The following is a 26,017-nucleotide window of genomic DNA, read 5'->3' on the forward strand; positions in this document are numbered from 1 at the left end:
AATATATTAATATTGCCAGCTAAAAACTAGTTGTTTACACTCCACTTTTTAATAATTAAAATAATTGATAAGATTAATATTAATTTAAAACATAGCCTAACAATAAAATATATGTATAATAATATACCTCTTTAAATATTTTCTATATGTCTTTTAGTAAATCTTCAAACCACTGAACATTTACTAAGTGATGTGAAAGTGAGTTTTCCATCATTTTTTTAAAATAAGTAGAAACAGTATTATCCTCTTTAATAGACTTTTCCAATAAAAAAATTCTTTCTTTAGTTTGCTCTATTTGTGTTTCTATTATTTTTTTTAATTCATCTGTTTTATACTCATCAGCAAATAGCATTGCTCCATAAAAAGGTAAATTTATATACTCTGTTTTAGATCCATATTTTTGCATCAATCTTTCAAATTCTTTATCACCAAGTTCTGTTATTACATAATTTTGAGTTTCCCTAACATTATCTAACTTATCAACTCTTTTAATATATTCTTTTTCTTCTAGTTTTTGAAGATTATAATAAAATGATCCTTTTGTAAAATTTACTATATACTTATAATGTCTTTCTTCCATCAATGATAGTAACTCATATCCATAAGAACCTGGATTTTGTTTTATTAAGCCTAAAATTAATAAGGGTATCAAAATCATATCTCCTTTATGTAAAAAATTATAATATGATTATCTCATACTTACATTATTTAATCATTATTAATTTTTGTAACTTGAGATATAAATTCATCATATGATATTTTACCTAATGCAAAATCCATAGTTTGTAAATATATTTTCTCTGATTTAGTATAATCTCTTGAACAAATTGAATCTACTAACTCATTCTCATTAGCTAATGGTTTTAATACATGCTCTTTATTAGAAAAAGCTTCAAAATATCTTAACCCAAATTTTCTTTGAGAAATTGCATCGATATGAATTCCATCAGGGTTACAAGTTAAACCTTCTGCACTAACAAAATAACAATTATCTTCTTTAAATGCAAACTTTTCTAATTCTTTATTTATAAGAGTATATTCTGTACAACTTTTCCCAAAGCCTTCCTTGCCTAAAAAATCTCCTAATCCACCAATAATAAGTGGAATATCAGGAACATTTAATTCTTTTCTAAGAGCTTCAATAATTACAAGTAATTTTTTATAATATACTTTATAATTTCCACTATGACTATCACTTTCTCCTTGATGCCATAAAATACCAATTAATTCACTATTTTCCATAGCGAATTTAGCTTCGTTTACTGCATGTCTAAAAAGTTCTTTATCTATAGCCCACTCATCTAATGAACTTCCACCTTCTGCACAAGGAATTAGACCTATAATATCATCTTTATTCTTTAAACACCATGCCTCTGCAAACGAACCTGCTAGGCTTATTCCAGAAACTGGCCTGTCATAATTAATTGGTTCAGTCATCATTTGCCATCTTCCATTACGTAGCATCTGTATTCTTTCATTATAAATAGGAGGTACTTCATTAATAAATCCTCTCCCTGCCATATTTGACTGGCCTAACATTAAAAATGATTTTATCAACATTTTCATCCTTTCCTTTATTGAATGTAAAGCATTATAATCTATTAATAGTCTAATTAGACTATTCATACTTAATTATTATAGTCTAATTAGACCACTTGTCAAGTATGCTCTTATAATTATTAAAAAATTATAGATAAAATTATGAATCCCTTTACATTGAATTATATTAATTTACCTTTATAGTTTCCTATTCCACCTAAGTTATATACTTTACTAAATCCATTCTTATTTAAAATATTTGCAGCACTAGAACTTCTACCTCCAGATGCACAATATACTATAATATCATCATTTTTATAAGCATCTAAATTATTTATCTGTGAACTTAATTCCTGAACTGGTATATTTTTTGCATTAGGAATATGACCACTCCTAAATTCTCCAATACTTCTAACATCTAATATTAAAGCATTTTTATTATTTTTAATTATATTTTTTAACTCTTCATTATTGATATTAGTATAGTTTTTACTTCCAAACATATTTGAGAAAAATCCCATATTGATGCCTCCTCTATTTATCTAGTATCTCATTTAAAGAGTCATATGAAAAATCAATTATTTCTGCACAACTTATTTTATTTTTTTTAGATCTGCACAAATTTCAGAATTAAATTTTTCTCTTACTCTACTCATTAATTCTCTAGCATAACCTCTAGCCTCATTTTTATTTTCATTACTTTCTCTTCCTTTTATATATCCCACTATCATCGCTGCAGCATTTACAGCACCACATAAACTTCCTACTGTCATTTCAGTACCCATTCCACTTCCAAGTGCTATTGGTATATTTGTCACACATTAGCTACTATTCTATTTAAAACTATAAAGCACCCTCTTTTTGTTCACATTATATTAATATTGTTTGTGTTACCTTTTTATTTTTTAATCAACTATACGTTTTTGTATGATAGGATACTTATGTTTAGTTTTATTTTCGTCAAGTCCGTCTCCATGTTTGTTAGTTAGCATTAAAAACATATTATGGTAATAATTCTCACCTGTATAATCACCACACCAAGTATATTCATATACTACATTCTTATTAGATTCAGATTTATATTTAACTCTATATATTATACCCCCAATTTTTTTTTGCTTTGATTTTTCAATACTTTCTATATCATCTTTATCTATGTGTTGTGCTTTTGTATATAATTCAAAACTCTTTTCAGCCGCATCCCAATCATAAGGGTATACTTCATATTTATAATAAAGACCTCCTCCAATTATGACAAAAAATAATATCAATATATACAAAATTTTATTTTCCGTTTTCTTTTTCATTTTTCCCCCCCAATCTTATCTTCTTAATATATTTTAATTCGCATTATATAACAATTGTGTAAAAAACTTTACTGTATCATTATATCTAGCTATTTTTATATACTTTAATTACTTATTTCTTACAACTTGTAATAACTTATCTATATATATCTGATCCATTTGTACATACTCTGAGCCTTTTTCACTAGAATCTTTTTGGGCTCCACTATCCATAATATATTTATCTATATCAACATACTCTTTCCATGTATCATAATCATATTTCTCTGAAGGCTGAGTCAGAGATGGGTGAGCTAATTTTAACTTTTTCCCATTTTTCAACTCAATATTATAGAAAAATTCACCCTTATTTCTTCCACTATCAACAAATCCAGTATTTACATAATTTACATCACTAAAGCTGTATTTATCTCCTTTTAAGTTGTAAAAGCTATAATCATAAATACCATCTTCTGTAACTACCACCACACTAGTTAGTAGTATATATATAAGTGGAATTATTGTCAGTATCAGAAATTTATCAAACTTTGACAATAGAGATAAGTTTTTATTCGTAGAAGAAAATTTTTCTTCTCTTGAAAATAGCACTCCGATTCTACTAGCAACTATTATCGGTATTACAAATAATAAATATGAATATGGAGATTTTATAAGATAAGTTATGTATTCTCCCTTTATAAATAGTTTTTCTTGTATAATTGCAATTACTACACTAAATCCTAAAAAAGCTATTACCATTACTATTATTAATAGAATGTAAAATATAAACGATAATATATGGCTTAACAAGTCTAAGGCAATATTATGTTTTTTATTGTATACTTTTAAATAGTTTCTAAGATTATATAATACTAAAGTAACTCCAACTATAACAAAAACTATGTTCAATACTATAGATTCATAATTTTTATCATATATGTTAATGAATAGCCACAGTATTGGACCTAAAGCTACAAGTATGGATGAGAATAATCCATATTTAATATATTTTTCCTCTTTCATATATAGTCCCCCTTAATATGTCATACTTTGAACTGATTTAGATAGTTATGTTATAAAAAACATGAAATTAATTTCTTTATAACAATTGCGAATTTTCTTATATTATAAACTTTATTGAAAAATTTTCCAATTAAAAATAGTTCTATTAAGCATTTATTGAACTTATGTTAAATATATCTATTTCGAATAGTATTTATAATTAGGATAATAATTTAGTTGATTCTATAAAATAATATAAAGTATTAATTCCTAGTAGGAATATTTTAACATATATTAAAATATTATAAAACTATATCTAAAATATACAAAAAAATACAAAAATTCTATATAATATATTATATTTTGATATAATATATTATATAGATAAATAATATACAGGGGGGAAAGAAAATTAGTAAAATAGGAAACGCAATAAAAATGATGCTATTAATACAAAGTAAAGGCAGAATGAAATGTAGCGAACTAGCAGATATATTAGAAGTTTCAGAAAGACAAATTCAAAAATATAAGCAAGATTTAGAACAAGCAGGAATATTTATAACCTCAAAGCCAGGTATTTATGGAGGTTATGAAATAGACAAAAGTAATAGCATATCAAATATAAACTTATCAAAAAGAGATATACCAGTACTAGAAAATATAAATGAACAACTAAAGTATAACAATGATATTTACAAAAATGAATTTGAAGATATTCTTACAAAAATAAAAGCATTTTTTAATAGTCATGATAATGATTCGCATATGGACTATTTTAGTATACAGCCACAATGTAATTACAATCATGATGAAGAAAAAGAAAAATGTCATGATATAACTATAGCTTATATAACAAAAAAGAAGATTAAAATAAAATACTATTCTATAAACTCTGGGTATAGTGATAGAGTAGTTCATCCATATGGACTATATAATTATAAATCAGATCAATACATGGTTGCATTTTGTGAAAATAGAAATAAGTTTATAGATTTTAAAGTATGTAGAATTAAGTCATACACAGTATTGGATGAAAATTATATACTAGACAAGAGTTTTAATTGGAAAGAGTATAGTAAAGATAGTATAGGAATTTATAAAGATAAAAATATAGATCTAGTATTAAAAATAAAACATCCATTTTCAGTTATTATTAAAGAAAAAATATGGGTTTCAAATCAAAAGATATTAGAACATGAAGATAATTCAATAACATTTATAGCAACAATGAGGGGTTACACCGAGATTAAAAGTTGGATTTTAAGCATGGGAGCTAATGTAGAAGTAGTTAAACCTATAGAATTAAGGGAAGATATTAAACTCGAAGTAGAAAAAATAAAAAAACTTTATTAAATTTTGTGAAAAATTTCTGTTGTACCAATTATAGTTCGGGGTTAAGTTGTATTATTATAAATAAGAGAGGTGATAAATATGAGAATGAAAGTAGAGTTTAAAACAGATAAACTTCCAATATCATATAACACATTATTTATGAGTGTTATAAAAGAAGCAATAAGAAAATCTAGTGAGGAATATTATAATAGCTTATATTATTATGAAGATAAAAATAATAAAAAAACTAAAAACTTTACTTTTTCAGTATATGTAAAAGGATACGATATTAAGAATGAAAACTTTATAGTAAAAGATAGGGTTATCTTAAATATAAGTACTCCAGATTTAGAATTAGGTTTAAATATATACAATGGACTTATCAATTACCCTAAATTTATATATAAAGAATATGAACTAAAAAGAATAAGAGTTGATTTAGGTAAGGAAAGAGTTATAGATAAAGAGGAAGTAATACTTAATGCTTTATCACCTATATGTATAAAGTCAAAGGATGGGAAATTCTTAAATATAGATGATAGTGAGTACATAAAAGAGATTAATTACATATCTAATGAAGTGCTTAAAAATTATAGAGGATATGGGTTAAATAGAGAATTAAGATTTGAAGATATAAGGCTTAATAAAGTAGTAGTTAAAGAAAGTCTTAGAGAATTTAAAAATGTCACAGGAAAATCATATCAATATGTAAATGGATATAAGGGTAGATTTAAATTAATTGGAAATGTAGAAGATTTAAATGATTTATATAAACTCGGCGTGGGGTTTAAAAGATCACAAGGATTTGGGTATGTAGATTTAGTGGAATAGAGGTGAGAATGTGAGGTTAAAGGTTTATAAGGGTGACTGGTTTTTTAATATGGGAATAGTGGGATTTCTCAATATATTAAATAAAGCTGAAGTTAAAAATAAAGTTTCTATTAATGAAGATTATATAGAGTTTGATAGTTCATTGCTTGAAAACTTTAACAACTACTATTTTTATTATTTTATGGATGAATACGATATATCAAATCGTATTACAAATAGCATAGATTATAGCCTTAGGTATATTAAAGCTCATCCTGATAAAATAAAGGATAGTGCAAAAAAAATTAAAGAGACTCTTAAAAAGCAGAATGATAAAGTAAAAAAAATAGACGAAGATAGTTATAACATAATAAAAGATAAACTTGATTTAATAGGTAAATTAAAAAAAGAAGATGAGATTGAAGAGCTAGAAACTCTATCTAAAGAATGTATAGATATAATTAGCAAAAAGCATATAAATGATAGGCTAACAGCTAATTTATATAAGTTTATTATAGGTGATAACTATTTTGGACAAGTAAGTTTTTTTAATGTAGCTAAATCAAAACTAGATTTAAGTGGACTAAAAAATGTTATGTATAGTGATTATCTAGTAAATATGATTTATTTAGGCGAGTTATATGACCTTATATTTACTGATACAATTGAAAATTTAAATAAATATATTCTGGATAAATTAGATTTTATATCAAAAGGATTAACTGATAAATCATTTACAAAATCAGTAAAAAGTGTAGAAAAAATATTTAAAGAAATCAGTAAGTTAATAAAAAAGAATAAAACAATTGATGATATAAAGTCATATTTAGATAGTCTTGAAATCTGTGAAATGTGTGGAACTTATAAAGGTTTAATAAATGATTACTCAGAAAGTAACTTTGCACCATTAGGTGTAAGTAATGATAATGCCAAAAATATGTTTTGGAATCAGGATTCAACATATTCAATATGTGACTTATGTAAATTAATACTATTTTGCACACCAGCAGGATCAACTTATATTAAGAAAAATTATATAACTGATGAAGATAATGAATTTTACTCTTTTGTTAATATAGATACATCTATAGAAGAGATATACAACACTAATATAAATTTAAAAAACTTAAAAGATAGAGAGAATCCATTTAATGATTTAGTTATAGACATAGTAACTGAAAACAAAGAAAAAAGTGAATGGCAACTACAAAATATATTATTTGTAGAATTTAAAGCTAGTATAGAAGCGAAAAAATGTAAAATGAATTATTTCAATATGCCTACATATTTAGCAAAATTTTTTACTAAAGAGAGCAAAAACATACAAAGTATATATAATTCAAAATTTAAAGCTAATGTAGTTGATATATTACTAAAAAATAAAGACTTAAAGCATTTGATAAATAGTTCATTAAGAGAAAAAATCAAAGATAATCTAGATGATAATAAAAAATCAAATATATCATCAAATGATTGCTTTAGATCTATAAAAATTAGAGCATTAATAAATAGTTACAAGAAAGGGGTATATGAAATGAATGATAAAAAACTGCAAGTAGTAAAGTATGCAGGTCATGAAATACATGATTATTATGTAAGCACTAACTCTAAAAATAAAATAAATGGAGTTGCATACAAACTACTAAATGCTATAAAAGTTGGGAATAAAAAAGATTTTATGGATACAGTTTTAAGAATATTTATGTCAGCAGAAAAAAGTGTACCATCAGTATTTATAGAAGTAATGGCAGAAAAAGATTTAGATTTTGAATCAATAGGACATGCATTTATAACAGGACTAATATCTGAAAAATATGAAGCTAAAAATGATGATAATAAACAGGAGGTAAAATAATATGAAAAAGGGGTTAACTTTTACTATAATAGCACAAGCTCAAAGCTTAAACTATGGAGAAGGAATAGGGAACATTGCAGAACTTAAAAAATTAACTAGAGCAGATGGAAATGTATATACTTTTGCATCACGTCAATGTTTAAGATATGACATAGTAAGATTAGCAGCAGAGTTATTTAATTGGAATTTACAAGTTGTAGATAAATCAAAAGGAACTATACAATTTAAAGATAATATGACTATAGAAGATTCACAAGAAATGGATTTATTTGGATATATGAAAACTGCTAAAAAAGATGATAAGGATAAAGGTGGATCTGCAACTAGAGAAGCTGTTGTTAGATTAAGCAATGCAATATCATTAGAAGCTTATAGAAGTGATATGGACTTTTTAAATAATAAGGGCTTAGCAGATAGAATAAATGAACATCCAAATCTTGCAAATGTAGAACAACATTTAAGCTATTATACATATACAGTAACTATTGATTTATCGAAAATAGGAGTAGATGGAGAGATAAATTTATCAAATGAAGAAAAATGTAACAGAGTAACTCAGCTATTAGAAATAATAAAAATACTAAATAGAAATATAAGAGGAAGACAAGAAAATCTATCACCACTATTTGTTGTAGGAGGTATATATGATATAGCAAATCCATTCTTCTTAGGTAGAGTTAAAATTGAAGGAGATAAAAATGGATATAAGGTAAGTTCTAATACTATAAAAGAAGTAATAAATAGCACTTTCTTAGGAAAAGAATTAAAAGAATCAACTTATGTAGGTATGGTAGAAGGAGCATTTACTAATAAAGATGAGTTTAAGGATATATTAGGAGAAAACTTATTAACAGTAGATAAATTTTTTTGTGAGTTAACTAGGGGAGTAAAAGAATACTACGGGGTGAAATAATATGAAAGTTTTAAAATTAAAACTATTTCAAGAAACAGTATGTTATAAAAAGCCTTTTGCCATTAAGATAACTGAAACATACCCACTACCACCGTACTCAACGGTGAGTGGGTTAATACATAAGGTATTAGGAGCAACAGAGTATATACCTCTTAAAATAAGTATACAGGGTAGTTATGAAAGTATATTTAATAATTATCAAACTACTTATTTTTATAAAAAAGATACTATAACATCTATGCCTATGAACAGTCATATGCTACTAAATGTAAATCTAATAATTCATATAGGAGCAGAGGAAGAAGTTTTAAAAGAAATATATGATAAATTAATTAATTTTGATGAATATCTATCTCTTGGTAGAAAAGAAGATTTACTTAGAATTGATGATATGTATTTTACAGAAGTAGAAGAGTTTGATATAGATGAAGATAACGAAGAAGAATATGAATTAACTGAGTTTAAAATAAAAAGACCAATTTATATACCTAAAGAGAAGTTAGAAGATAAATATGTATCTGGAATTAGTTATAGATTAAATAATTACTACACTAATGATACTACTAAGGATAAAAAAAGAATATGGAATAAAGTTGACACTTACTATGTAGAATCAGGTAAAAATATAAAGTGTGGAAGCATATTACTAGATACAGATAAAAATGAAAGAGATTTAGTTTATTTTAATATATAAAACAAAAGTAGGGGGGAAAATTATGATTTACGCAAAGTCAAGTCCAGTAGAAACTTTAAGAGAACACACAGACGCTCTTATTGAACAACTTAAATTATTAAAAAATCAATATGGAGAAAATATAAATAGTTTAGATTATATAAATGAAGACGAGTTTTGGAAACTGTTAGATATAATTGTAGAGTTTCATGATGTAGGTAAGGCGTTTTCACCATTTCAAAAGTTGATAAGAGATAATATGGATGTGAAACTAGATGAGCCAGAAGTTATAACTCATTTAGAAAATAACGTAAATCATAATTATATTTCTCCTGCTTTTATAAAGTATAAGGATTTAGGAATAAAAGATAAAGATTTAAGAGCTGTATTAAATCAAGCTATTGTATATCATCATGAAAGAGATATATTTATAGATGAAGATTTTAAAAATCTAGTACAGAAAGTATTAGATGAAGATTTAATAAATAAAGTAGATGAAATTAAAGAAGACTTTAATATTAAGTATCCTATAAAAACTAAAAAACTAAGTAGTTCATACTTGGATACAGTAGAAAAAAGAGTAAACAATAAACATCCACATTATAAGCTATACATAATGTTAAAAGGATTACTACATAAATTAGATCATAGTGCATCAGCTCATGAATTGATAGAAGTGGACTACGATAAACACATTGGAAAATATACAGAAGAATTTATATTAAATCAGTACAATGGATTAAGAGATGTTCAAAAATTTGCAAAAGAAAATACTGATAAAAATGTTATGCTAATAGCATCTACAGGTATGGGAAAAACAGAAACTGCATTGATATGGATAAATGAAGATAAATCATTTTTTACACTACCTCTTAGAGTTAGTATAAATGCTTTATTCGATAGAGTATCAGGAATAAAAGATAATAGTGGTGATGAATATAAGTATGCAGGTCTACTACACTCAACAAGTATAGACTATCTAGAGGAAAATAACTATGAAGATTCAAAACAAATAACAGATTTATCAAAACTTATGTCTAAAAAGCTTACATTTTCTACAATAGATCAAATATTCAAGTTTCCATTTATGTATAAAGGTTATGAAAAAATATATGCAACCTTAGCATATTCAAAAGTAGTAATAGATGAAATTCAAGCATACTCACCAGAAATAGCAGCAGTTCTTATAAAAGGGCTTGAAATGATTTATAAAATAGGTGGAAAATTTATGATAATGACAGCTACTATGCCTACTATATATAGAGATGAAATGAAAGAAAGAGGTTTGTGTGATGAGAATTTAGCAACTGCTATATTTAACACAGATAAAATAAGACATAACATAGTGCTTAAAGATGAATCTATAAATAATAATCTTGAGTCAATAACTAGAGAAGGACTTAATAAAAAGGTACTTATAATAGTAAATACAGTTAAAAGTGCAATTGAAAAATATGAAAAAATAGAAGAAATAATAGCAAATAATAACTTAGATATAGATTTAAATTTACTACATTCTATGTATATACAAGAAGATAGAAGTAAGCTTGAAAAAGCTATAAAAGATTTTGCAGGAAGTGATAAACATGGTATTTGGATTACTACTCAATTAGTAGAGGCATCACTTGATATAGATTTTGATATATTACATACAGAAATATCAACTCTAGATAGTTTGTTCCAAAGATTTGGTAGATGTAATAGAGCAGGAAAAAAAGAAATAGATAATCCTAATGTATTTATATATACAGAAGAAGCTCAAGGCATAGGAACTATATATGATGAAGAAATAGTCAATAAAGGTATAGACTTATTAAAAGAGTATATAAATGATGATATATCATTAAAAATAAAAGAAGATGATAAAGTAAAAATGGTAGAAATACTATATTCAAAAGAAAATCTAAAAAATACAGAGTTTTATAAAAAGTTTAAAAAGGCTCTAGAAATATTAGATACAATGCCTCCATATAGTGTGAGTTCAAATGATGCTCAAAAAATATTGAGAAACATTGATGCATATACAGTTATACCTAGAGAAATATACGATAGAATAGAAGATACATTAATAGAAGATTACAGATCACTTGGTGAAAAATTAAGTATAGCGTATAACAATAAAGATAAAAAAATGATAACTATATTAAAGGATAAAAGAAGAAGTATAAGACAAGCAATTACAAAGAAGACGGTAAGTGTATCAGCATATAAAGTTAGAGATAAGAGTCTTGTTACAGATATTAATATAAAAGGGCTAGATGATTTGAAAATACTAGAGTATCAATATAATATGGATGAGGAAACTTTAAAAGGAAAGGGTGTACTCATAGGAGAAGAACTATCTCAATTTATATAAAGAAATAAATTTTTATATTAACTATGTGGCTAATAATTTTACTAAAGAGAAGGTGAAATCATGTCCATAGATTTAGAAGACTTAAAAGTACAAGGGGTAAAAATAAACTATTACTATGTCTGTAAAAGAAAACTATGGTTATTTTCAAAAGGGATAACTATGGAGCAAAACAGTAGTAGAGTGGAAATTGGAAAAACAGTACATGAAAACTCATATAAAAAAGTAAAGAATAAAGAAATGTTAATAGATGATATATTAAAACTAGATATTATTCAGGGTGATTATGTAAGAGAAGTTAAAATAAGCTCAAAAATGCAAGAAGCTGATGAAATGCAACTTTACTATTATTTATACTACTTGAAAAAAGTATTAGGTATAGAGAAAAAAGGTACTATCAATTATGTAAAAGAAAAGAAGCAGGAAGAATTAATTTTAACTAAAGAAATAGAAGAAAAAATAGAAAATACATTAATTGATATTAAAAAGTTATCTAAAGAATTATCTCCTCCTAAACTAGTAAAATTACCATATTGCACTAAATGTGCATATTATGAGTTTTGTTTTGCTAAGGAGGAAATATAATGTCTAAAGATTATTATATAATAAGTAACGGAAGCATAAAAAGAAAAGATAATACGGTATATTATTATGACCTAGATGGTGATAAAAAAGCATTACCTATAGAGTTAGTAGATGATATACATGTATATGGTGAAGTAGATTTAAATACAAAATTAATTAACTACATAAGTAAATACGGAGTAATGCTACATTTTTATAATTATTATGGTTATTACAGTGGAACATATTATCCAAGAAAGAAAAATGTATCTGGATTTAGTTTAGTATGTCAGTCAGCATGTTATTTAGATGAATATGAAAGAATATATTTAGCTAAGTCCTTTATACAAAGTGCAGCACATCATATACTTAGAAATATGAGATACTATAAAGTTGATGAATATCTAATAGAAACTATAAAAAAAGAAGTTAATAATATTGATGAAGCTAAAGATATAGCTGATTTAATGGGTAGAGAAGGTAGAATCAGAAAAACATATTATAAATCATTTAATCAAATTCTTAAAAATGGATTTGAATTCGATAAAAGAGAAAAAAGACCACCCAAAGATCCAATTAATGCACTTATGTCCTTTGGTAATAGTATCATGTATACTAATGTTTTAAGTGAAATATATAAGACACAGTTAGATCCAACAATAAGTTTTTTACATGAGCCTTCAACAAAAAGATTTTCGCTAAGTTTGGATATTGCAGAGATTTTTAAGCCATTGATAATTGACCCAATAATATTTAGTTTGGTAAATAATAAGAGAATAAATAAAAAAGATTTTGTTTATGAAGAAGATATATGCTATTTAAGTGAAAGTGGAAAGAAAAAATTTTTACAAGATTTTGAAAGAAAGATGCAGACTACTATAAAACATAGACATTTAAATAGAAAAGTATCATATAGAACATTTATTAGATTAGAGTGCTATAAGCTTATTAAGCATTTTATAAAAGATGAAAAATATAAAGTATTAAAGGCATGGTGGTAGTATGTTTGTTATAATTACTTATGATATTGTGGAGGCTAAAGCTCTTAATAGATCAAGAAAGATTTTGAAAAAGTACTTAACATGGACACAAAATTCTGTATTTGAAGGTGAGATAACAGATAGTAAGCTACATAAATGTATTTCAGAAATAAGAAATGTTATAGATAAAAATGAAGATTCTATTTATGTTTATGAGATAAAGAATCCTAATAATGTAGAGAAAAAATCATACGGTGTTCATAAAAATTTTGATGAGATGTTTTTATAGTTTGCAGTGAGGTATATTTATGGTAATATTACTTGTAAGTGTTGTGAATAGTGAGTTATAAGTATATATTTTAAAATTTTATTTTTCTTTATATAAACTTCACTGCAAATCTAGAATAAAAACATATTATTTTGATTCTAGGAATAAGATATTTCAACATTTTGAAGAGATAATTTTTTGGGGTTTTATATTAACTATGTGGTATGTAAATATGATTTAGAGAATGAAGATTATTTTATTAATATTGGTTTTATATTAACTATGTGGTATGTAAATAGATTAAGGCAAGTTAAGTTTTTAAAAAGTGGATATAGTTTTATATTAACTATGTGGTATGTAAATTGTGATAATATTATGAACTATATACAAGAAAACTTTTGTTTTATATTAACTATGTGGTATGTAAATTCAGAATCATACCAAACGTTTATACAATCTTCTTCAAAGTTTTATATTAACTATGTGGTATGTAAATCCGATATATACATCTTGAACTTTATTCTTATTTTCAAGTTTTATATTAACTATGTGGTATGTAAATAGTTATAACACTTTAGCTAAAAGGATGAGAGTGTCAAAGTTTTATATTAACTATGTGGTATGTAAATTAACTTGCAACTTTACTCATAATGCTATGAAGCTTTTCGTTTTATATTAACTATGTGGTATGTAAATATGTGTGGTAAAAAAATAGGGAAAATAGTAGATTAAAGTTTTATATTAACTATGTGGTATGTAAATCCTATAATATCACCTAAAGTTGTTTTAGGTTCTCCTAGTTTTATATTAACTATGTGGTATGTAAATGTATTTACTAGAAATATACCAGCTAATGAAACTGAAAGTTTTATATTAACTATGTGGTATGTAAATAATGATATTAATATATGTTTTAGGGTTATATATCCTGTTTTATATTAACTATGTGGTATGTAAATTTTTTAAACTTAGATTCTTTAATTCCTGTTAAGTGTGTTTTATATTAACTATGTGGTATGTAAATATTTTAAGTTCTAAACTATATGGATTTTCTAATATTGGTTTTATATTAACTATGTGGTATGTAAATTATATTTTCATTGTAGCTTCTACACCTAACTCATCAAGTTTTATATTAACTATGTGGTATGTAAATTTTGCCAACCCGTTAATGCATAGCCATGTTCATTAAAGTTTTATATTAACTATGTGGTATGTAAATAGTAATTCTCTTAATTGTGGATTGTCAACTAATATTGTTTTATATTAACTATGTGGTATGTAAATTTTTCTTTTTCTGTGTTACTTTCAGTTCCAACGTCTTGGTTTTATATTAACTATGTGGTATGTAAATATTATGTATATTTAAAATGTATTTTCTATGTTATCCTAGTTTTATATTAACTATGTGGTATGTAAATCAACTAGAAAAATATATTTATTTTCAAGAATACTTTTGTTTTATATTAACTATGTGGTATGTAAATCTTTTATTAAGAACATGAATATTAGTATTATCTCTAAGTTTTATATTAACTATGTGGTATGTAAATTAGCAACTATTTCAGTTTCATTTGCTGGTATATTTCGTTTTATATTAACTATGTGGTATGTAAATCTTTTATTAAAAGATACCTTTAATTGTCTTGATTCATGTTTTATATTAACTATGTGGTATGTAAATTTTACTAGAAGCTTATTTATATAATCCGGTCTTGCAGTTTTATATTAACTATGTGGTATGTAAATAGTGAAATTGAAGAACTTATAGGTGGGTTCATTGATGGTTTTATATTAACTATGTGGTATGTAAATATATCTAAAGATTTAGAATATAAATTAAAAACTTTAGCGTTTTATATTAACTATGTGGTATGTAAATAGATTTAATCAAATCTATATAATTCCCTCAATAATTCGTTTTATATTAACTATGTGGTATGTAAATAAATCTATTTCAAGGCAATTTCCAAGGTTGCTGGGAGAGTTTTATATTAACTATGTGGTATGTAAATTACGTATATATTACCAACTAACGCCTTTTTACCCATGTTTTATATTAACTATGTGGTATGTAAATTACCTAATAAAATAATTTTAAAATTATCAAACTTATTGTTTTATATTAACTATGTGGTATGTAAATATCGTATGTGATATATTCATTTTACATCTACCTATTAGTTTTATATTAACTATGTGGTATGTAAATTTATTATTACATCTTCAAAAGTATTAATATCTATATGAGTTTTATATTAACTATGTGGTATGTAAATTAAAAGTAAAACTTTATAGGACAACATAGAAAATTAAGTTTTATATTAACTATGTGGTATGTAAATGTTTATATGGCAAAACTGTAGTGATTTTCTTATAAACGTTTTATATTAACTATGTGGTATGTAAATTTTAAAACCAAGTACTTGTAAAACGAGAGGGAGTTACAGTTTTATATTAACTATGTGGTATGTAAATTAGATAAAGTTATGACTAAGAAGGAAAATTGTACATAGTTTTATATTAACTATGTGGTATGTAAATTATATACTCGTACCATGAATACGAAGAATTAAGAACTGGTTTTATATTAACTATGTGGTATGTAAATCTAAATTAATTATGATGACATACTACGCATCTATCATGTTTTATATTAACTATGTGGTATGTAAATGTAATTGATATATAATTATCTTAAAGGGGTGATTATAGTTTTATATTAACTATGTGGTATGTAAATATTTACACAGCAAACTCTAAAATACCATGTTTCATCGTTTTATATTAACTATGTGGTATGTAAATTAGAAACACTTCTAGTAAGGTTTTAGCTATTAAGAATGTTTTATATTAACTATGTGGTATGTAAATATAAACAACGAATTATTAACTATTGATACAAATACTAGTTTTATATTAACTATGTGGTATGTAAATAATTTTGTAAGAGCCAACAGATTTAATAATGGTACTAGTTTTATATTAACTATGTGGTATGTAAATTTGTAGAAATCTCATAAGACTCCCATCCTTCATCATCGTTTTATATTAACTATGTGGTATGTAAATATAAAATATAAATAAGTATTACTTAATAAGTCTTGTGTTTTATATTAACTATGTGGTATGTAAATTTCTATCAATCTATATATTAAATTACCCCATTTGTCAGTTTTATATTAACTATGTGGTATGTAAATTTTTTAGGTAGTCTATGAAAAGGGTTATCTATAAAAGTTTTATATTAACTATGTGGTATGTAAATTAAAATTTATTAAATTGTGCTAAAAACTTTATACTATAGTTTTATATTAACTATGTGGTATGTAAATTTTTTATACTTGTCTTTTTCCTTTGATATATCTTTGTATGTTTTATATTAACTATGTGGTATGTAAATGTTGGTGTTACTAGCATTTTTTTATCATCAATTTCTCGTTTTATATTAACTATGTGGTATGTAAATCTTGCAAGTTCGTCTATAGCTTCAAGTATTTCATCATGTTTTATATTAACTATGTGGTATGTAAATATTTATTTCAAGATTATATCTGAAACCATAGGAAGCCGTTTTATATTAACTATGTGGTATGTAAATTAAATGAATGTAATAAGCACGAATTGCAACAAGATTAGTTTTATATTAACTATGTGGTATGTAAATTATTTTTTATTCTTCTGTTTTTATTTTGTATTTATTGTTTTATATTAACTATGTGGTATGTAAATACTTTAGAGTATAAACTATATGGATTTTCTAATATTGGTTTTATATTAACTATGTGGTATGTAAATAGGATTGTAAAAAGTATTCTTGAAAATAAATATATTTGTTTTATATTAACTATGTGGTATGTAAATCCATTATTACTAGATACTGTAAGAGGTGATGATAAGAGTTTTATATTAACTATGTGGTATGTAAATTTTGAAGTTATTTATATAAAATTAATTCTTCTGCATAGTTTTATATTAACTATGTGGTATGTAAATATAGATTATCAAATAATTCTGTAAGAGTAGTAAATTGTGTTTTATATTAACTATGTGGTATGTAAATCCTTATATCCCGTATTTTTTTCTGTTAAATTGCTTTAGTTTTATATTAACTATGTGGTATGTAAATAATAGCAACTTTTTATATGACATAGAAGGTTATCAAGGTTTTATATTAACTATGTGGTATGTAAATCGTTATTTGTATAAAGATAGTAAAGCTTTATTTACTCCGTTTTATATTAACTATGTGGTATGTAAATAAAATTATAGAAGGGTTAATAGTATTATTTATCCATAGTTTTATATTAACTATGTGGTATGTAAATACAGTTACCGCACTACCTAGATACCCTGTAGCCTTACCAGTTTTATATTAACTATGTGGTATGTAAATTTTAGAGAAAATCAATCAGTATATATAAGGAGAATAAGTTTTATATTAACTATGTGGTATGTAAATTCCGTACTTGGGTTCTTAGAAAAAGATAAAATATATACGTTTTATATTAACTATGTGGTATGTAAATTTTGAAAAAATGGGAGTTGAAGCTATGGCTACTCAGTTTTATATTAACTATGTGGTATGTAAATAGTGAGGTGATAACTCAATGATACCAAAATTGCATACGTTTTATATTAACTATGTGGTATGTAAATAAGCATTTTCTTTTACTTCTTTATTTACTTTATCTTCGTTTTATATTAACTATGTGGTATGTAAATACAGTTGAAAAAATAACTAAATTAGGAGAAAAATATGTTTTATATTAACTATGTGGTATGTAAATGTAGCACTTCCAAACGGTAATACTAGGATGCACTTTATGTTTTATATTAACTATGTGGTATGTAAATCAATGCAGGTGGAGGAGATAGAGGGGAATGTATACACTCGTTTTATATTAACTATGTGGTATGTAAATTAAACTTCTGTGTTAATTATTTTCATTTTAGCTATTCCGTTTTATATTAACTATGTGGTATGTAAATGGGATAGCACTAGCAAATAAGCTTAATAGCTTTTTATGTTTTATATTAACTATGTGGTATGTAAATAGTACTTTCTTTAAATATACTATCTAGTAATATAACGTTTTATATTAACTATGTGGTATGTAAATTCCAATTCATTCTATATTTATCATTCCAACTTCTTGGTTTTATATTAACTATGTGGTATGTAAATATTTTTATAATATATTTTAACTGTTAAACAGTTTTAGTTTTATATTAACTATGTGGTATGTAAATTCTTTAGGATTGTAATATTTAGATACTTTTACATCTAGTTTTATATTAACTATGTGGTATGTAAATTCATTGATTATTACATAAGCTGGTATTCCACTTAACCCGTTTTATATTAACTATGTGGTATGTAAATAAAACATATATTAATATCATTAGGAGTCGATACAAGCGTTTTATATTAACTATGTGGTATGTAAATAGACAACATAAACAGTTAAGCTATATATTCCAGCTTAGTTTTATATTAACTATGTGGTATGTAAATGCAACTTTTGCAAATTGTTGAAGCTTCTCTCCGCCAGTGTTTTATATTAACTATGTGGTATGTAAATACCAATTTAACAGAAGAAGATAGAGTACGAGTAATGAGTTTTATATTAACTATGTGGTATGTAAATCTCTCCCATTACTGAGAGTGTCGGACTATATCTTCATGTTTTATATTAACTATGTGGTATGTAAATTATATTTGGATTATCTTTACTCATATACTTTTCTATTGTTTTATATTAACTATGTGGTATGTAAATATTTAACACCTAATATGTGCATTAATATATAAGGCAAAGTTTTATATTAACTATGTGGTATGTAAATTTAAATATAAAAGACATGGTTTGACCATTAACACCTGTTTTATATTAACTATGTGGTATGTAAATAGCATGTATTTTTAGTTTATATGTAAACAATAGTAATGTTTTATATTAACTATGTGGTATGTAAATTCAGTTTTTCAAGGACAAACTGTTTAACCTATTTACTGTTTTATATTAACTATGTGGTATGTAAATCCGATAGTTAAATTATCGGCACGCTTAGGGCTTAATGTGTTTTATATTAACTATGTGGTATGTAAATAATGATTATGAAGTTTATAACGAATTAATAAAAATGTGTTTTATATTAACTATGTGGTATGTAAATATTGAATTATTAATAGAAGAAAATGAAATATTAAAGCGTTTTATATTAACTATGTGGTATGTAAATAGAGCAGAAACAAATAAAAATTGTCCTTATTCTTTTTGTTTTATATTAACTATGTGGTATGTAAATAGTAATGATGTAATAGACAATGTAGTTAAAGCAAATAGTTTTATATTAACTATGTGGTATGTAAATATATGTGGAGGAACTACATATAAAATAAAAACTTGCAGTTTTATATTAACTATGTGGTATGTAAATTATTTAACATATAAATCTAGTAATATTGATACATTTGAGAATGTCTATAGATTTGTGTAAATAAGATTTTTTATAATTTATATTACTGGAAATTTCAAATTCCAGTAATATTTTTTTATTTTTGAGAAATACTAATACTGGAATTCTTTACACAATTATTATGTGTTTAATTTAGTTATTTATACACTAAATTTTCCATAATTTTAAAAAAAATTTATATTGTGTAAGAGTTAGGTATCCTTTCTCCAAACATAATTGTAAGCTGTCCTAAAGTAGACGCCCAATTTTGGTTTGGAGAGGTCCATTTCTCCATAATTTTCATGGTAGATAAATATAGTGATTTTCTTAGTGACTCATCTGTTGGAAATACAGTTCTTACCTTAGTATATTTTCTTAACTGTCTATTAAATCCCTCAAGAGCATTTGTAGTATAAATAATTCTTCTAATTTCATGTGGATATTCAAAATACGTATTCAGATTACTCCAGTTATTGTACCATGAATCTATTACAACAGAATATTTTGAATACCATTTCTCCTTAAGAATATCTAAATTTTTAAGTGCTGTTTCTTCGTTAAATGCCCTATAAACACTTTTTAAATCTTTCATAAACTCTCTCTGATCTTTTGATGCTATATATTTAAGAGAGTTTCTAATTTGATGAACTATACAAGTTTGAATACTTACATCTGGATATACAGTTTTAATTGCTTCAGGTAGACCTTTTAAACCATCCATACATGCAATTAAAATATCATCTACGCCTCTATTTTTCAAATCATTACAAACTGATAGCCAAAATTTTGCGCCTTCTGATTCACCAATCCAAATACCTAATATATCTTTTTTTCCTTTCATATCTAAAGCCATACATATATATGCTGCCTTTGAAACTATTTTATTATCATCTCTTACTTTAAAATGCATAGCATCCATATATACGATTGGGTATATTTCATCAAGTTCTCTGCTTTGCCATTCGGCGGCAGCCTCTACAACCTTATCTGTTATCTTAGATATCATTGCAGGAGACACATCAATGCCATATAGTTCTTCCATTTCAGATTGGATATCTCTTACACTCATACCACAGGCATAAAGACCTATTATTTTTTTATCTAGTTCATTACATACAGTTTCATACTTTTTAACAACCTTCGGTTCAAATTGTGCTTTTCTATCTCTTGGTATATCTAGGCCAACTTCACCAAAACTACTTTCAATAGTCTTAGAACTATATCCATTCCTATAGTTTGGATTAGCTTCATTACTTCTTTCATGCCTTTCTCTTCCCAGATGTTCTTCCATTTCTGCTTCTAGCAATTGTTGGATAATATCTTTGAACAGCTTTTGCATTAATCCATTTTTACCAACTACATCTTCCATGGTTTTACATTTTCTTACTTCAGCTTGGTAGTCTAAATCTGGAATAATTATTTCTCTTTGATCTTTCATTTCTTTACCTCCAAAAGTTTAATATGAATATTATTCCAAACTTACCAATTTTACATTCAAAAAAGACTGTAGGTAAGTTTGTATTTACACAAAACTACCTACAGTCCCATACATTTAGTTTTATATTAACTATGTGGTATGTAAATTGAGGTTTGCCATCTATTGTGAATTGTACTTTCATGTTTTATATTAACTATGTGGTATGTAAATTCATCTAAACTCAATTCAACATATTCAAAATCTTTACGTTTTATATTAACTATGTGGTATGCAAATTATAATCACTTAAATCAACTAAGAATTTATCCTAATTTAAAATAAAATTAGTATATCATATCTATAAAAATATTGAAAATCAAGCTCATACCCATTCACAACAGATTTTCTCATTAATCTCAGAAATAGCCATTCGAGAATAATCCATATCCACAAATTCCATATTTTTCATACTTATACTTTCATATACATGGTATCCAGCCTTACCTGATAAAAAATAAGGGGGGTCGTATTTTTTGATCTAGGGTATCTAAAATTTATTTCTATTAAAATATTGACTTAGAGTTAACTCTAAGTATTAAGATTAACTTGTAAACTATATAATACTAGATCATGAGAATATTGACAAACAGTACATTAAAATGAAAAAGGAATAACATAAGGAGGTAAATATATTGGAAAATAATTCAAACAACGGAGCAATATTTGAAATAGGTGATAAACTACCTGAAATGTTTAGCAAGTACTTTATTGGTCAAGCATACTTAAAAATGTTAACAACTGAAGGAGTACCAATTGGAAATGTAACTTTTGAACCAGGATGTCGTAATAACTGGCATATTCATCACAAGGGTGGCCAGATATTATTAGTAACTAGCGGAAGAGGATATTATCAAGAATGGGGAAAAGAAGCACAAGAACTTAACCCAGGAGATGTAGTCAATATTTTACCAGGAGTTAAGCATTGGCATGGCGCAGCATGTGATAGTTGGTTTACACATCTTGCAGTAGAAGTACCAGCAGAAGGTTCATCTAACGAATGGTTAGAAGCAGTTGATGAGGAAACTTATGCAAAGTTAAAATAAGCTGTATATATTAATGTAAAGCAATTTACAATGAAAATTATATTAAATCAATAAAATAGATATATAATTAATTATAAATAAAAAATCAGAAAATTAACAAAAAAGCTTTGGAAGCTTAAATATAAAAATTCCAAAGTTTTTCTGATGAATTTAAATTTATAAAAAAAGAATTGACTTAGAGTTAACTCCAAGTACTATGATTAACTTATAGACTATTTAAAGGGGGATACAAAAATGAATAAAAAAGTGTTAGTATTATCAGGAAGTCCAAGAAAAAATGGAAACTCTGAAATATTATGTGATCAATTTATAAATGGAGCTAGTGAAGAAGGTCATAGCGTAGAAAAAATATTTTTAGGTGATAAAAAAATTAATTACTGTATAGCATGTGGCTCATGTCAGAGAAACAATGGTGTCTGTATTCATAAAGATGATATGGCAGAAATATTAGAAAAAATGATAGAAGCAGATGTAATTGTAATGGCATCACCAGTTTATTTCTATACTATGGATGCACAGGTGAAAACTTTAATCGATAGAACATTCGCAAGATATACAGAAATTAAAAATAAGGATTTTTATATAATAATAACAGCAGCAGATGAAGGCAAGGAGTTATTAGAGAGAACTATTGAAGGATTTAGAGGATTTATGGACTGTTTACCTGGAGCAAAAGAAAAAGGTATAATTTATGGTACAGGTGCTTGGGATAAAGGTGATATAAAGGGAAGTAAAGCTATGGATGAAGCTTATACTATGGGTAAATTAGTATAAGGGAAAATAATAAAGGGGGAGTAATAATTATGGAAAAGAAATTAGGATTTGGATTTATGCGTTTACCAGTAAGCGATAGTGAGGATGTAACAAAGATTGATTTTGAACAGTTAAATCAAATGGTGGATACTTTTTTAGAAAGAGGATTTACTTACTTTGATACAGCATATATGTATCATAACTTTGTAAGTGAAATTGCACTTAGAGAGTCATTAGTAAAACGTCATGATAGAAATTCTTTTACAGTAGCTACAAAAATGCCTACTATGTTTTTAAAGAAAAAAGAAGACTTAGAAAGAATTTTTAATGAGCAGTTAGAAAAAACTGGTGTAGATTATTTTGATTATTACCTTCTTCATAATCTAGGAGTTTCACACTATGAAATTGCTAAAAAATTCGATGCTTTTGAATTTATTCAGCAAAAGAAAGAAGAAGGTAAGGTTAAAAAAATTGGTTTTTCGTTCCATGATACAGCTGATTTATTAGATGAAATATTAACAGCACATCCAGAAGTAGACTTTGTGCAGTTACAAATTAATTATATAGACTGGGAAAATGAAAGTATTCAGTCTAGAAAATGCTATGAAGTGGCTACAAAACACAATAAGCCAGTTATAGTTATGGAGCCAGTAAAAGGCGGAACACTTGCAAATATACCAAAAGATGCAGAAGCATTATTTAAAAACTATCATCCAGATATGTCAGTTCCATCTTGGGCAATTAGGTATGCAGCAAGTCTTGATAATGTAATGATGGTACTAAGTGGTATGTCTTCTATTGAGCAATTACTAGATAATACTGGATATATGCAAGAATTTAAAGCATTTAATAAAGAAGAATATGATATTGTAAATAAAGCAGTTGAAATAATAAATGAAGCTATATTAGTGCCTTGTACTGCATGTCAGTATTGTGTAGATGGATGTCCAAAAAATATTGCAATTCCAGAATACTTTGCACTTTATAATGCAGAAAAACAAGCTTTAAATAGAGGTTTTTCAACACAAGGTATGTACTATGATAATTATACAAAAAATTATGGTAAGGCATCAGATTGTATTGAATGTAAAAAATGCGAGAAAAGCTGTCCACAACATATTAAAATAACAGAACGCTTAAAAGATGTGGCAAAAGTATTTGAAGTTTAGAAAATTTAAAAGGAGCATTAACATATGACAATTACAGAAGTGAGCAAAAGATATGATCTATCAGCAGATACACTTCGCTACTATGAAAGGATAGGACTGATTCCTCCAGTAAATAGAAATAAAAGTGGAATCAGGGATTTTACAGAAGAAGATTGTAAATGGGTAGAATTTATTAAATGTATGAGAGGCGCTGGACTATCTATTGAAGTATTGACTGAATATGTTCAACTATTCCAACAGGGAAACTCAACTATTAAAGCTAGAAAGCAACTTTTAGTAGAGCAGAGAAGTCAGTTAATAGGTAGAATTGAAGAAATGAAGGAAACCTTAAATAGATTAGATGCTAAAATTGATGGATATGAGGAAAAATTCATAGCAAAAGAAGAAGATTTAAAAAATAGATAATTAATAAATCGTAACTTATAAATATAAAAATAGCTCCTAGCATAATTAGGAGCTATTCTTCATCAGAATTATTATCATTTGTATTTTTATTAATAATATTAGCAAAAATAAATTTTTTTACTACATATAAATCACTTGTAATTGATTTATGTTTAATATCTTTTGGATTTATTTTAATAATACTAAAGCCAATTTGAATTGCATATCCAAGAAAAAGTGCATTGATAACTGTTCCTATTCCAATAGTACCACCAAGTAACCAGCCTAAAAATAGGGCGAAAAGTTCGATAATAGCACGAATAATTTTAATTGGTAAATTTGTTTTTTTATGAAGTGCTAACATAAGACCATCTCGAGGACCACTTCCTAGACCTACACTTAAATAAACTACAGTAGCAACTGCAGCTAGAACTAGCCCAATAAGTAGCATTATAAGTCCTATAAAGAAATTATTAGAGTGAGGTACAATATTTAGCATATTTATAGTATCGACAAATACACCGACAAAAATCATATTAGTAATAGTTCCCCATCCAACACTTTCACCTAAAATGGCATCTAAAATAACAATAATTGTACCTGCAAATATACATGCTTGCCCAACTGTTATACCAGTTTTGATTGATAAACCTTGATGAAATGCATCCCATGGTGATAATCCTATGTTTGCATTTAGCATAAAAACTATAGCTAATCCATAGAGAAAGTATCCAAAAAATAATTGAAAAGTAGTTTTAATAAAACTTTTCAAAGTATTACCCCCTTTAGAGTGAAAGTATATCCTCATAATATTATTAATACTTGAAATATATTTTAACTATAACTAAAATTTATAATAAATTTAATAAATGAATATTACTTGACATTGTATTTACTACAGGTAGAGGTACACCAACAGGTAATCCTATATCTCCAGTAATAAAGATTACAGGAAATAGAGATACTTTCAAAAATATGGAAGACAATATAGATTTTGATGCTAGCCCAGTTATATATGGTCCACAGACTATGGAAGAATTAACTGATGATTTATTAAAAATGCTATTAGAAGTAGCAAATGGAAAGAAAACAAAAGCTGAATCTCTTGGCTTTATGGAAATTGCAATAGCAAGAGTATGTAACTACGCATAAAA

The 26,017-nt window shown here is 25.7% G+C and carries 22 protein-coding genes and 1 CRISPR repeat array; of the genes, 14 read left to right on the forward strand and 8 right to left on the reverse strand.

Features of this window, described 5'->3' with window-relative positions; all coding sequences use genetic code 11:
* Nucleotides 1-142: 142 nt before the first annotated feature.
* The 6 genes from HF520_RS05310 to HF520_RS05335 all read right to left on the reverse strand — a co-directional run bounded on the left by HF520_RS05310 (nt 143) and on the right by HF520_RS05335 (nt 3,848).
* Nucleotides 143-658 carry a PadR family transcriptional regulator gene (locus HF520_RS05310; RefSeq protein ID WP_334296643.1) on the reverse strand — a complete coding sequence of 172 codons (516 nt, stop codon included), beginning with the start codon at nt 656-658 and terminating at the stop codon, nt 143-145.
* Nucleotides 659-708: 50 nt separating this feature from the next.
* Nucleotides 709-1,557, reverse strand: a complete 849-nt coding sequence (locus HF520_RS05315) for a sialate O-acetylesterase (RefSeq protein ID WP_168573036.1) — start codon at nt 1,555-1,557, stop codon at nt 709-711.
* Between the two features lie 164 nt (nt 1,558-1,721).
* Nucleotides 1,722-2,060 carry a rhodanese-like domain-containing protein gene (locus HF520_RS05320; protein ID WP_168573037.1) on the reverse strand — a complete coding sequence of 113 codons (339 nt, stop codon included), beginning with the start codon at nt 2,058-2,060 and terminating at the stop codon, nt 1,722-1,724.
* A gap of 72 nt (nt 2,061-2,132) precedes the next feature.
* Nucleotides 2,133-2,357, reverse strand: coding sequence for a C-GCAxxG-C-C family (seleno)protein (locus HF520_RS05325; protein ID WP_330586311.1), 225 nt, complete (start codon nt 2,355-2,357; stop codon nt 2,133-2,135).
* Between the two features lie 87 nt (nt 2,358-2,444).
* Nucleotides 2,445-2,846, reverse strand: a complete 402-nt coding sequence (locus HF520_RS05330) for a DUF3139 domain-containing protein (protein WP_147617519.1) — start codon at nt 2,844-2,846, stop codon at nt 2,445-2,447.
* 108 nt (nt 2,847-2,954) lie between these two features.
* Nucleotides 2,955-3,848, reverse strand: a complete 894-nt coding sequence (locus tag HF520_RS05335) for a hypothetical protein (RefSeq protein WP_168573038.1) — start codon at nt 3,846-3,848, stop codon at nt 2,955-2,957.
* A gap of 417 nt (nt 3,849-4,265) precedes the next feature.
* Here HF520_RS05335 and HF520_RS05340 point away from each other — a divergent pair, with 417 nt between their 5' ends.
* The 9 genes from HF520_RS05340 (at nt 4,266) to cas2 (ending at nt 13,596) form a co-directional block, all read left to right on the forward strand.
* Nucleotides 4,266-5,180 carry a helix-turn-helix transcriptional regulator gene (locus HF520_RS05340; protein ID WP_168573039.1) on the forward strand — a complete coding sequence of 305 codons (915 nt, stop codon included), beginning with the start codon at nt 4,266-4,268 and terminating at the stop codon, nt 5,178-5,180.
* Between the two features lie 78 nt (nt 5,181-5,258).
* The gene (gene cas6 / locus HF520_RS05345) at nt 5,259-5,990 is read left to right on the forward strand and encodes a CRISPR-associated endoribonuclease Cas6 (RefSeq protein WP_168573040.1); all 732 of its coding nucleotides are present in this window, start codon (nt 5,259-5,261) and stop codon (nt 5,988-5,990) included.
* A gap of 10 nt (nt 5,991-6,000) precedes the next feature.
* Entirely contained in the window at nt 6,001-7,824 is a 1,824-nt protein-coding gene (gene cas8a1, locus HF520_RS05350) for a type I-B CRISPR-associated protein Cas8b1/Cst1 (protein WP_168573041.1), read from the forward strand.
* A gap of 1 nt (nt 7,825) precedes the next feature.
* On the forward strand, nt 7,826-8,737 hold the full coding sequence (gene cas7i, locus HF520_RS05355) for a type I-B CRISPR-associated protein Cas7/Cst2/DevR (protein WP_168573042.1): 912 nt from the start codon (nt 7,826-7,828) through the stop codon (nt 8,735-8,737).
* A gap of 1 nt (nt 8,738) precedes the next feature.
* Entirely contained in the window at nt 8,739-9,431 is a 693-nt protein-coding gene (gene cas5b, locus HF520_RS05360; protein WP_168573043.1) for a type I-B CRISPR-associated protein Cas5b, read from the forward strand.
* A 22-nt stretch (nt 9,432-9,453) separates the two neighbouring features.
* Nucleotides 9,454-11,766, forward strand: a complete 2,313-nt coding sequence (gene cas3 / locus HF520_RS05365; protein WP_168573044.1) for a CRISPR-associated helicase Cas3' — start codon at nt 9,454-9,456, stop codon at nt 11,764-11,766.
* A 60-nt stretch (nt 11,767-11,826) separates the two neighbouring features.
* Nucleotides 11,827-12,348 carry a CRISPR-associated protein Cas4 gene (cas4, locus tag HF520_RS05370; RefSeq protein ID WP_168573045.1) on the forward strand — a complete coding sequence of 174 codons (522 nt, stop codon included), beginning with the start codon at nt 11,827-11,829 and terminating at the stop codon, nt 12,346-12,348.
* Nucleotides 12,348-13,328, forward strand: coding sequence for a type I-B CRISPR-associated endonuclease Cas1b (gene cas1b, locus HF520_RS05375; protein ID WP_168573046.1), 981 nt, complete (start codon nt 12,348-12,350; stop codon nt 13,326-13,328). The genes cas4 and cas1b overlap by 1 nt, the downstream gene beginning before the upstream one ends.
* 1 nt (nt 13,329) lies before the next feature.
* The gene (cas2, locus tag HF520_RS05380) at nt 13,330-13,596 is read left to right on the forward strand and encodes a CRISPR-associated endonuclease Cas2 (RefSeq protein WP_168573047.1); all 267 of its coding nucleotides are present in this window, start codon (nt 13,330-13,332) and stop codon (nt 13,594-13,596) included.
* A 182-nt stretch (nt 13,597-13,778) separates the two neighbouring features.
* Nucleotides 13,779-20,019: a CRISPR direct-repeat array (repeat unit 29 nt; unit sequence GTTTTATATTAACTATGTGGTATGTAAAT).
* Between the two features lie 214 nt (nt 20,020-20,233).
* Here the strand turns inward: cas2 and HF520_RS05385 are convergent.
* Complete coding sequence (locus tag HF520_RS05385) at nt 20,234-21,475, reverse strand: IS256 family transposase (protein ID WP_168572333.1); 1,242 nt, start codon at nt 21,473-21,475, stop codon at nt 20,234-20,236.
* 671 nt (nt 21,476-22,146) lie between these two features.
* On the opposite strand from HF520_RS05385, the gene HF520_RS05390 reads away from it, so the two are divergent.
* The 4 genes from HF520_RS05390 to HF520_RS05405 all read left to right on the forward strand — a co-directional run bounded on the left by HF520_RS05390 (nt 22,147) and on the right by HF520_RS05405 (nt 24,884).
* Complete coding sequence (locus tag HF520_RS05390; RefSeq protein WP_330586312.1) at nt 22,147-22,557, forward strand: cupin domain-containing protein; 411 nt, start codon at nt 22,147-22,149, stop codon at nt 22,555-22,557.
* Between the two features lie 234 nt (nt 22,558-22,791).
* Complete coding sequence (locus HF520_RS05395; protein ID WP_168573048.1) at nt 22,792-23,331, forward strand: flavodoxin family protein; 540 nt, start codon at nt 22,792-22,794, stop codon at nt 23,329-23,331.
* A 29-nt stretch (nt 23,332-23,360) separates the two neighbouring features.
* A complete protein-coding gene (locus HF520_RS05400; protein WP_207711030.1) occupies nt 23,361-24,479 on the forward strand; it encodes an aldo/keto reductase in 1,119 nt (372 codons plus the stop codon).
* Between the two features lie 24 nt (nt 24,480-24,503).
* Complete coding sequence (locus HF520_RS05405) at nt 24,504-24,884, forward strand: MerR family transcriptional regulator (protein ID WP_168573049.1); 381 nt, start codon at nt 24,504-24,506, stop codon at nt 24,882-24,884.
* Between the two features lie 52 nt (nt 24,885-24,936).
* Here the strand turns inward: HF520_RS05405 and HF520_RS05410 are convergent, their stop codons facing one another.
* Entirely contained in the window at nt 24,937-25,635 is a 699-nt protein-coding gene (locus HF520_RS05410) for a YczE/YyaS/YitT family protein (protein WP_168573050.1), read from the reverse strand.
* A gap of 173 nt (nt 25,636-25,808) precedes the next feature.
* On the opposite strand from HF520_RS05410, the gene HF520_RS05415 reads away from it, so the two are divergent.
* Complete coding sequence (locus HF520_RS05415) at nt 25,809-26,015, forward strand: UxaA family hydrolase (RefSeq protein WP_243155224.1); 207 nt, start codon at nt 25,809-25,811, stop codon at nt 26,013-26,015.
* The last annotated feature ends 2 nt before the right edge of the window (nt 26,016-26,017 follow it).

The sequence above is a fragment of the Romboutsia sp. CE17 genome, from assembly GCF_012317385.1.
GTDB lineage: Bacteria > Bacillota > Clostridia > Peptostreptococcales > Peptostreptococcaceae > Romboutsia_E.

Bases quoted from the DNA above. Each gene is read 5' to 3' on its own strand.
- HF520_RS05310 (WP_334296643.1), bottom strand. From the start codon at position 658: ATGATTTTGATACCCTTATTAATTTTAGGCTTAATAAAACAAAATCCA.
- HF520_RS05320 (WP_168573037.1), bottom strand. From the start codon at position 2,060: ATGGGATTTTTCTCAAATATGTTTGGAAGTAAAAACTATACTAATATC.
- HF520_RS05330 (WP_147617519.1), bottom strand. From the start codon at position 2,846: ATGAAAAAGAAAACGGAAAATAAAATTTTGTATATATTGATATTATTT.
- HF520_RS05335 (WP_168573038.1), bottom strand. From the start codon at position 3,848: ATGAAAGAGGAAAAATATATTAAATATGGATTATTCTCATCCATACTT.
- HF520_RS05340 (WP_168573039.1), top strand. From the start codon at position 4,266: ATGATGCTATTAATACAAAGTAAAGGCAGAATGAAATGTAGCGAACTA.
- cas6 (WP_168573040.1), top strand. From the start codon at position 5,259: ATGAGAATGAAAGTAGAGTTTAAAACAGATAAACTTCCAATATCATAT.
- cas7i (WP_168573042.1), top strand. From the start codon at position 7,826: ATGAAAAAGGGGTTAACTTTTACTATAATAGCACAAGCTCAAAGCTTA.
- cas5b (WP_168573043.1), top strand. From the start codon at position 8,739: ATGAAAGTTTTAAAATTAAAACTATTTCAAGAAACAGTATGTTATAAA.
- cas3 (WP_168573044.1), top strand. From the start codon at position 9,454: ATGATTTACGCAAAGTCAAGTCCAGTAGAAACTTTAAGAGAACACACA.
- cas4 (WP_168573045.1), top strand. From the start codon at position 11,827: ATGTCCATAGATTTAGAAGACTTAAAAGTACAAGGGGTAAAAATAAAC.
- cas1b (WP_168573046.1), top strand. From the start codon at position 12,348: ATGTCTAAAGATTATTATATAATAAGTAACGGAAGCATAAAAAGAAAA.
- cas2 (WP_168573047.1), top strand. From the start codon at position 13,330: ATGTTTGTTATAATTACTTATGATATTGTGGAGGCTAAAGCTCTTAAT.
- HF520_RS05385 (WP_168572333.1), bottom strand. From the start codon at position 21,475: ATGAAAGATCAAAGAGAAATAATTATTCCAGATTTAGACTACCAAGCT.
- HF520_RS05395 (WP_168573048.1), top strand. From the start codon at position 22,792: ATGAATAAAAAAGTGTTAGTATTATCAGGAAGTCCAAGAAAAAATGGA.
- HF520_RS05400 (WP_207711030.1), top strand. From the start codon at position 23,361: ATGGAAAAGAAATTAGGATTTGGATTTATGCGTTTACCAGTAAGCGAT.
- HF520_RS05405 (WP_168573049.1), top strand. From the start codon at position 24,504: ATGACAATTACAGAAGTGAGCAAAAGATATGATCTATCAGCAGATACA.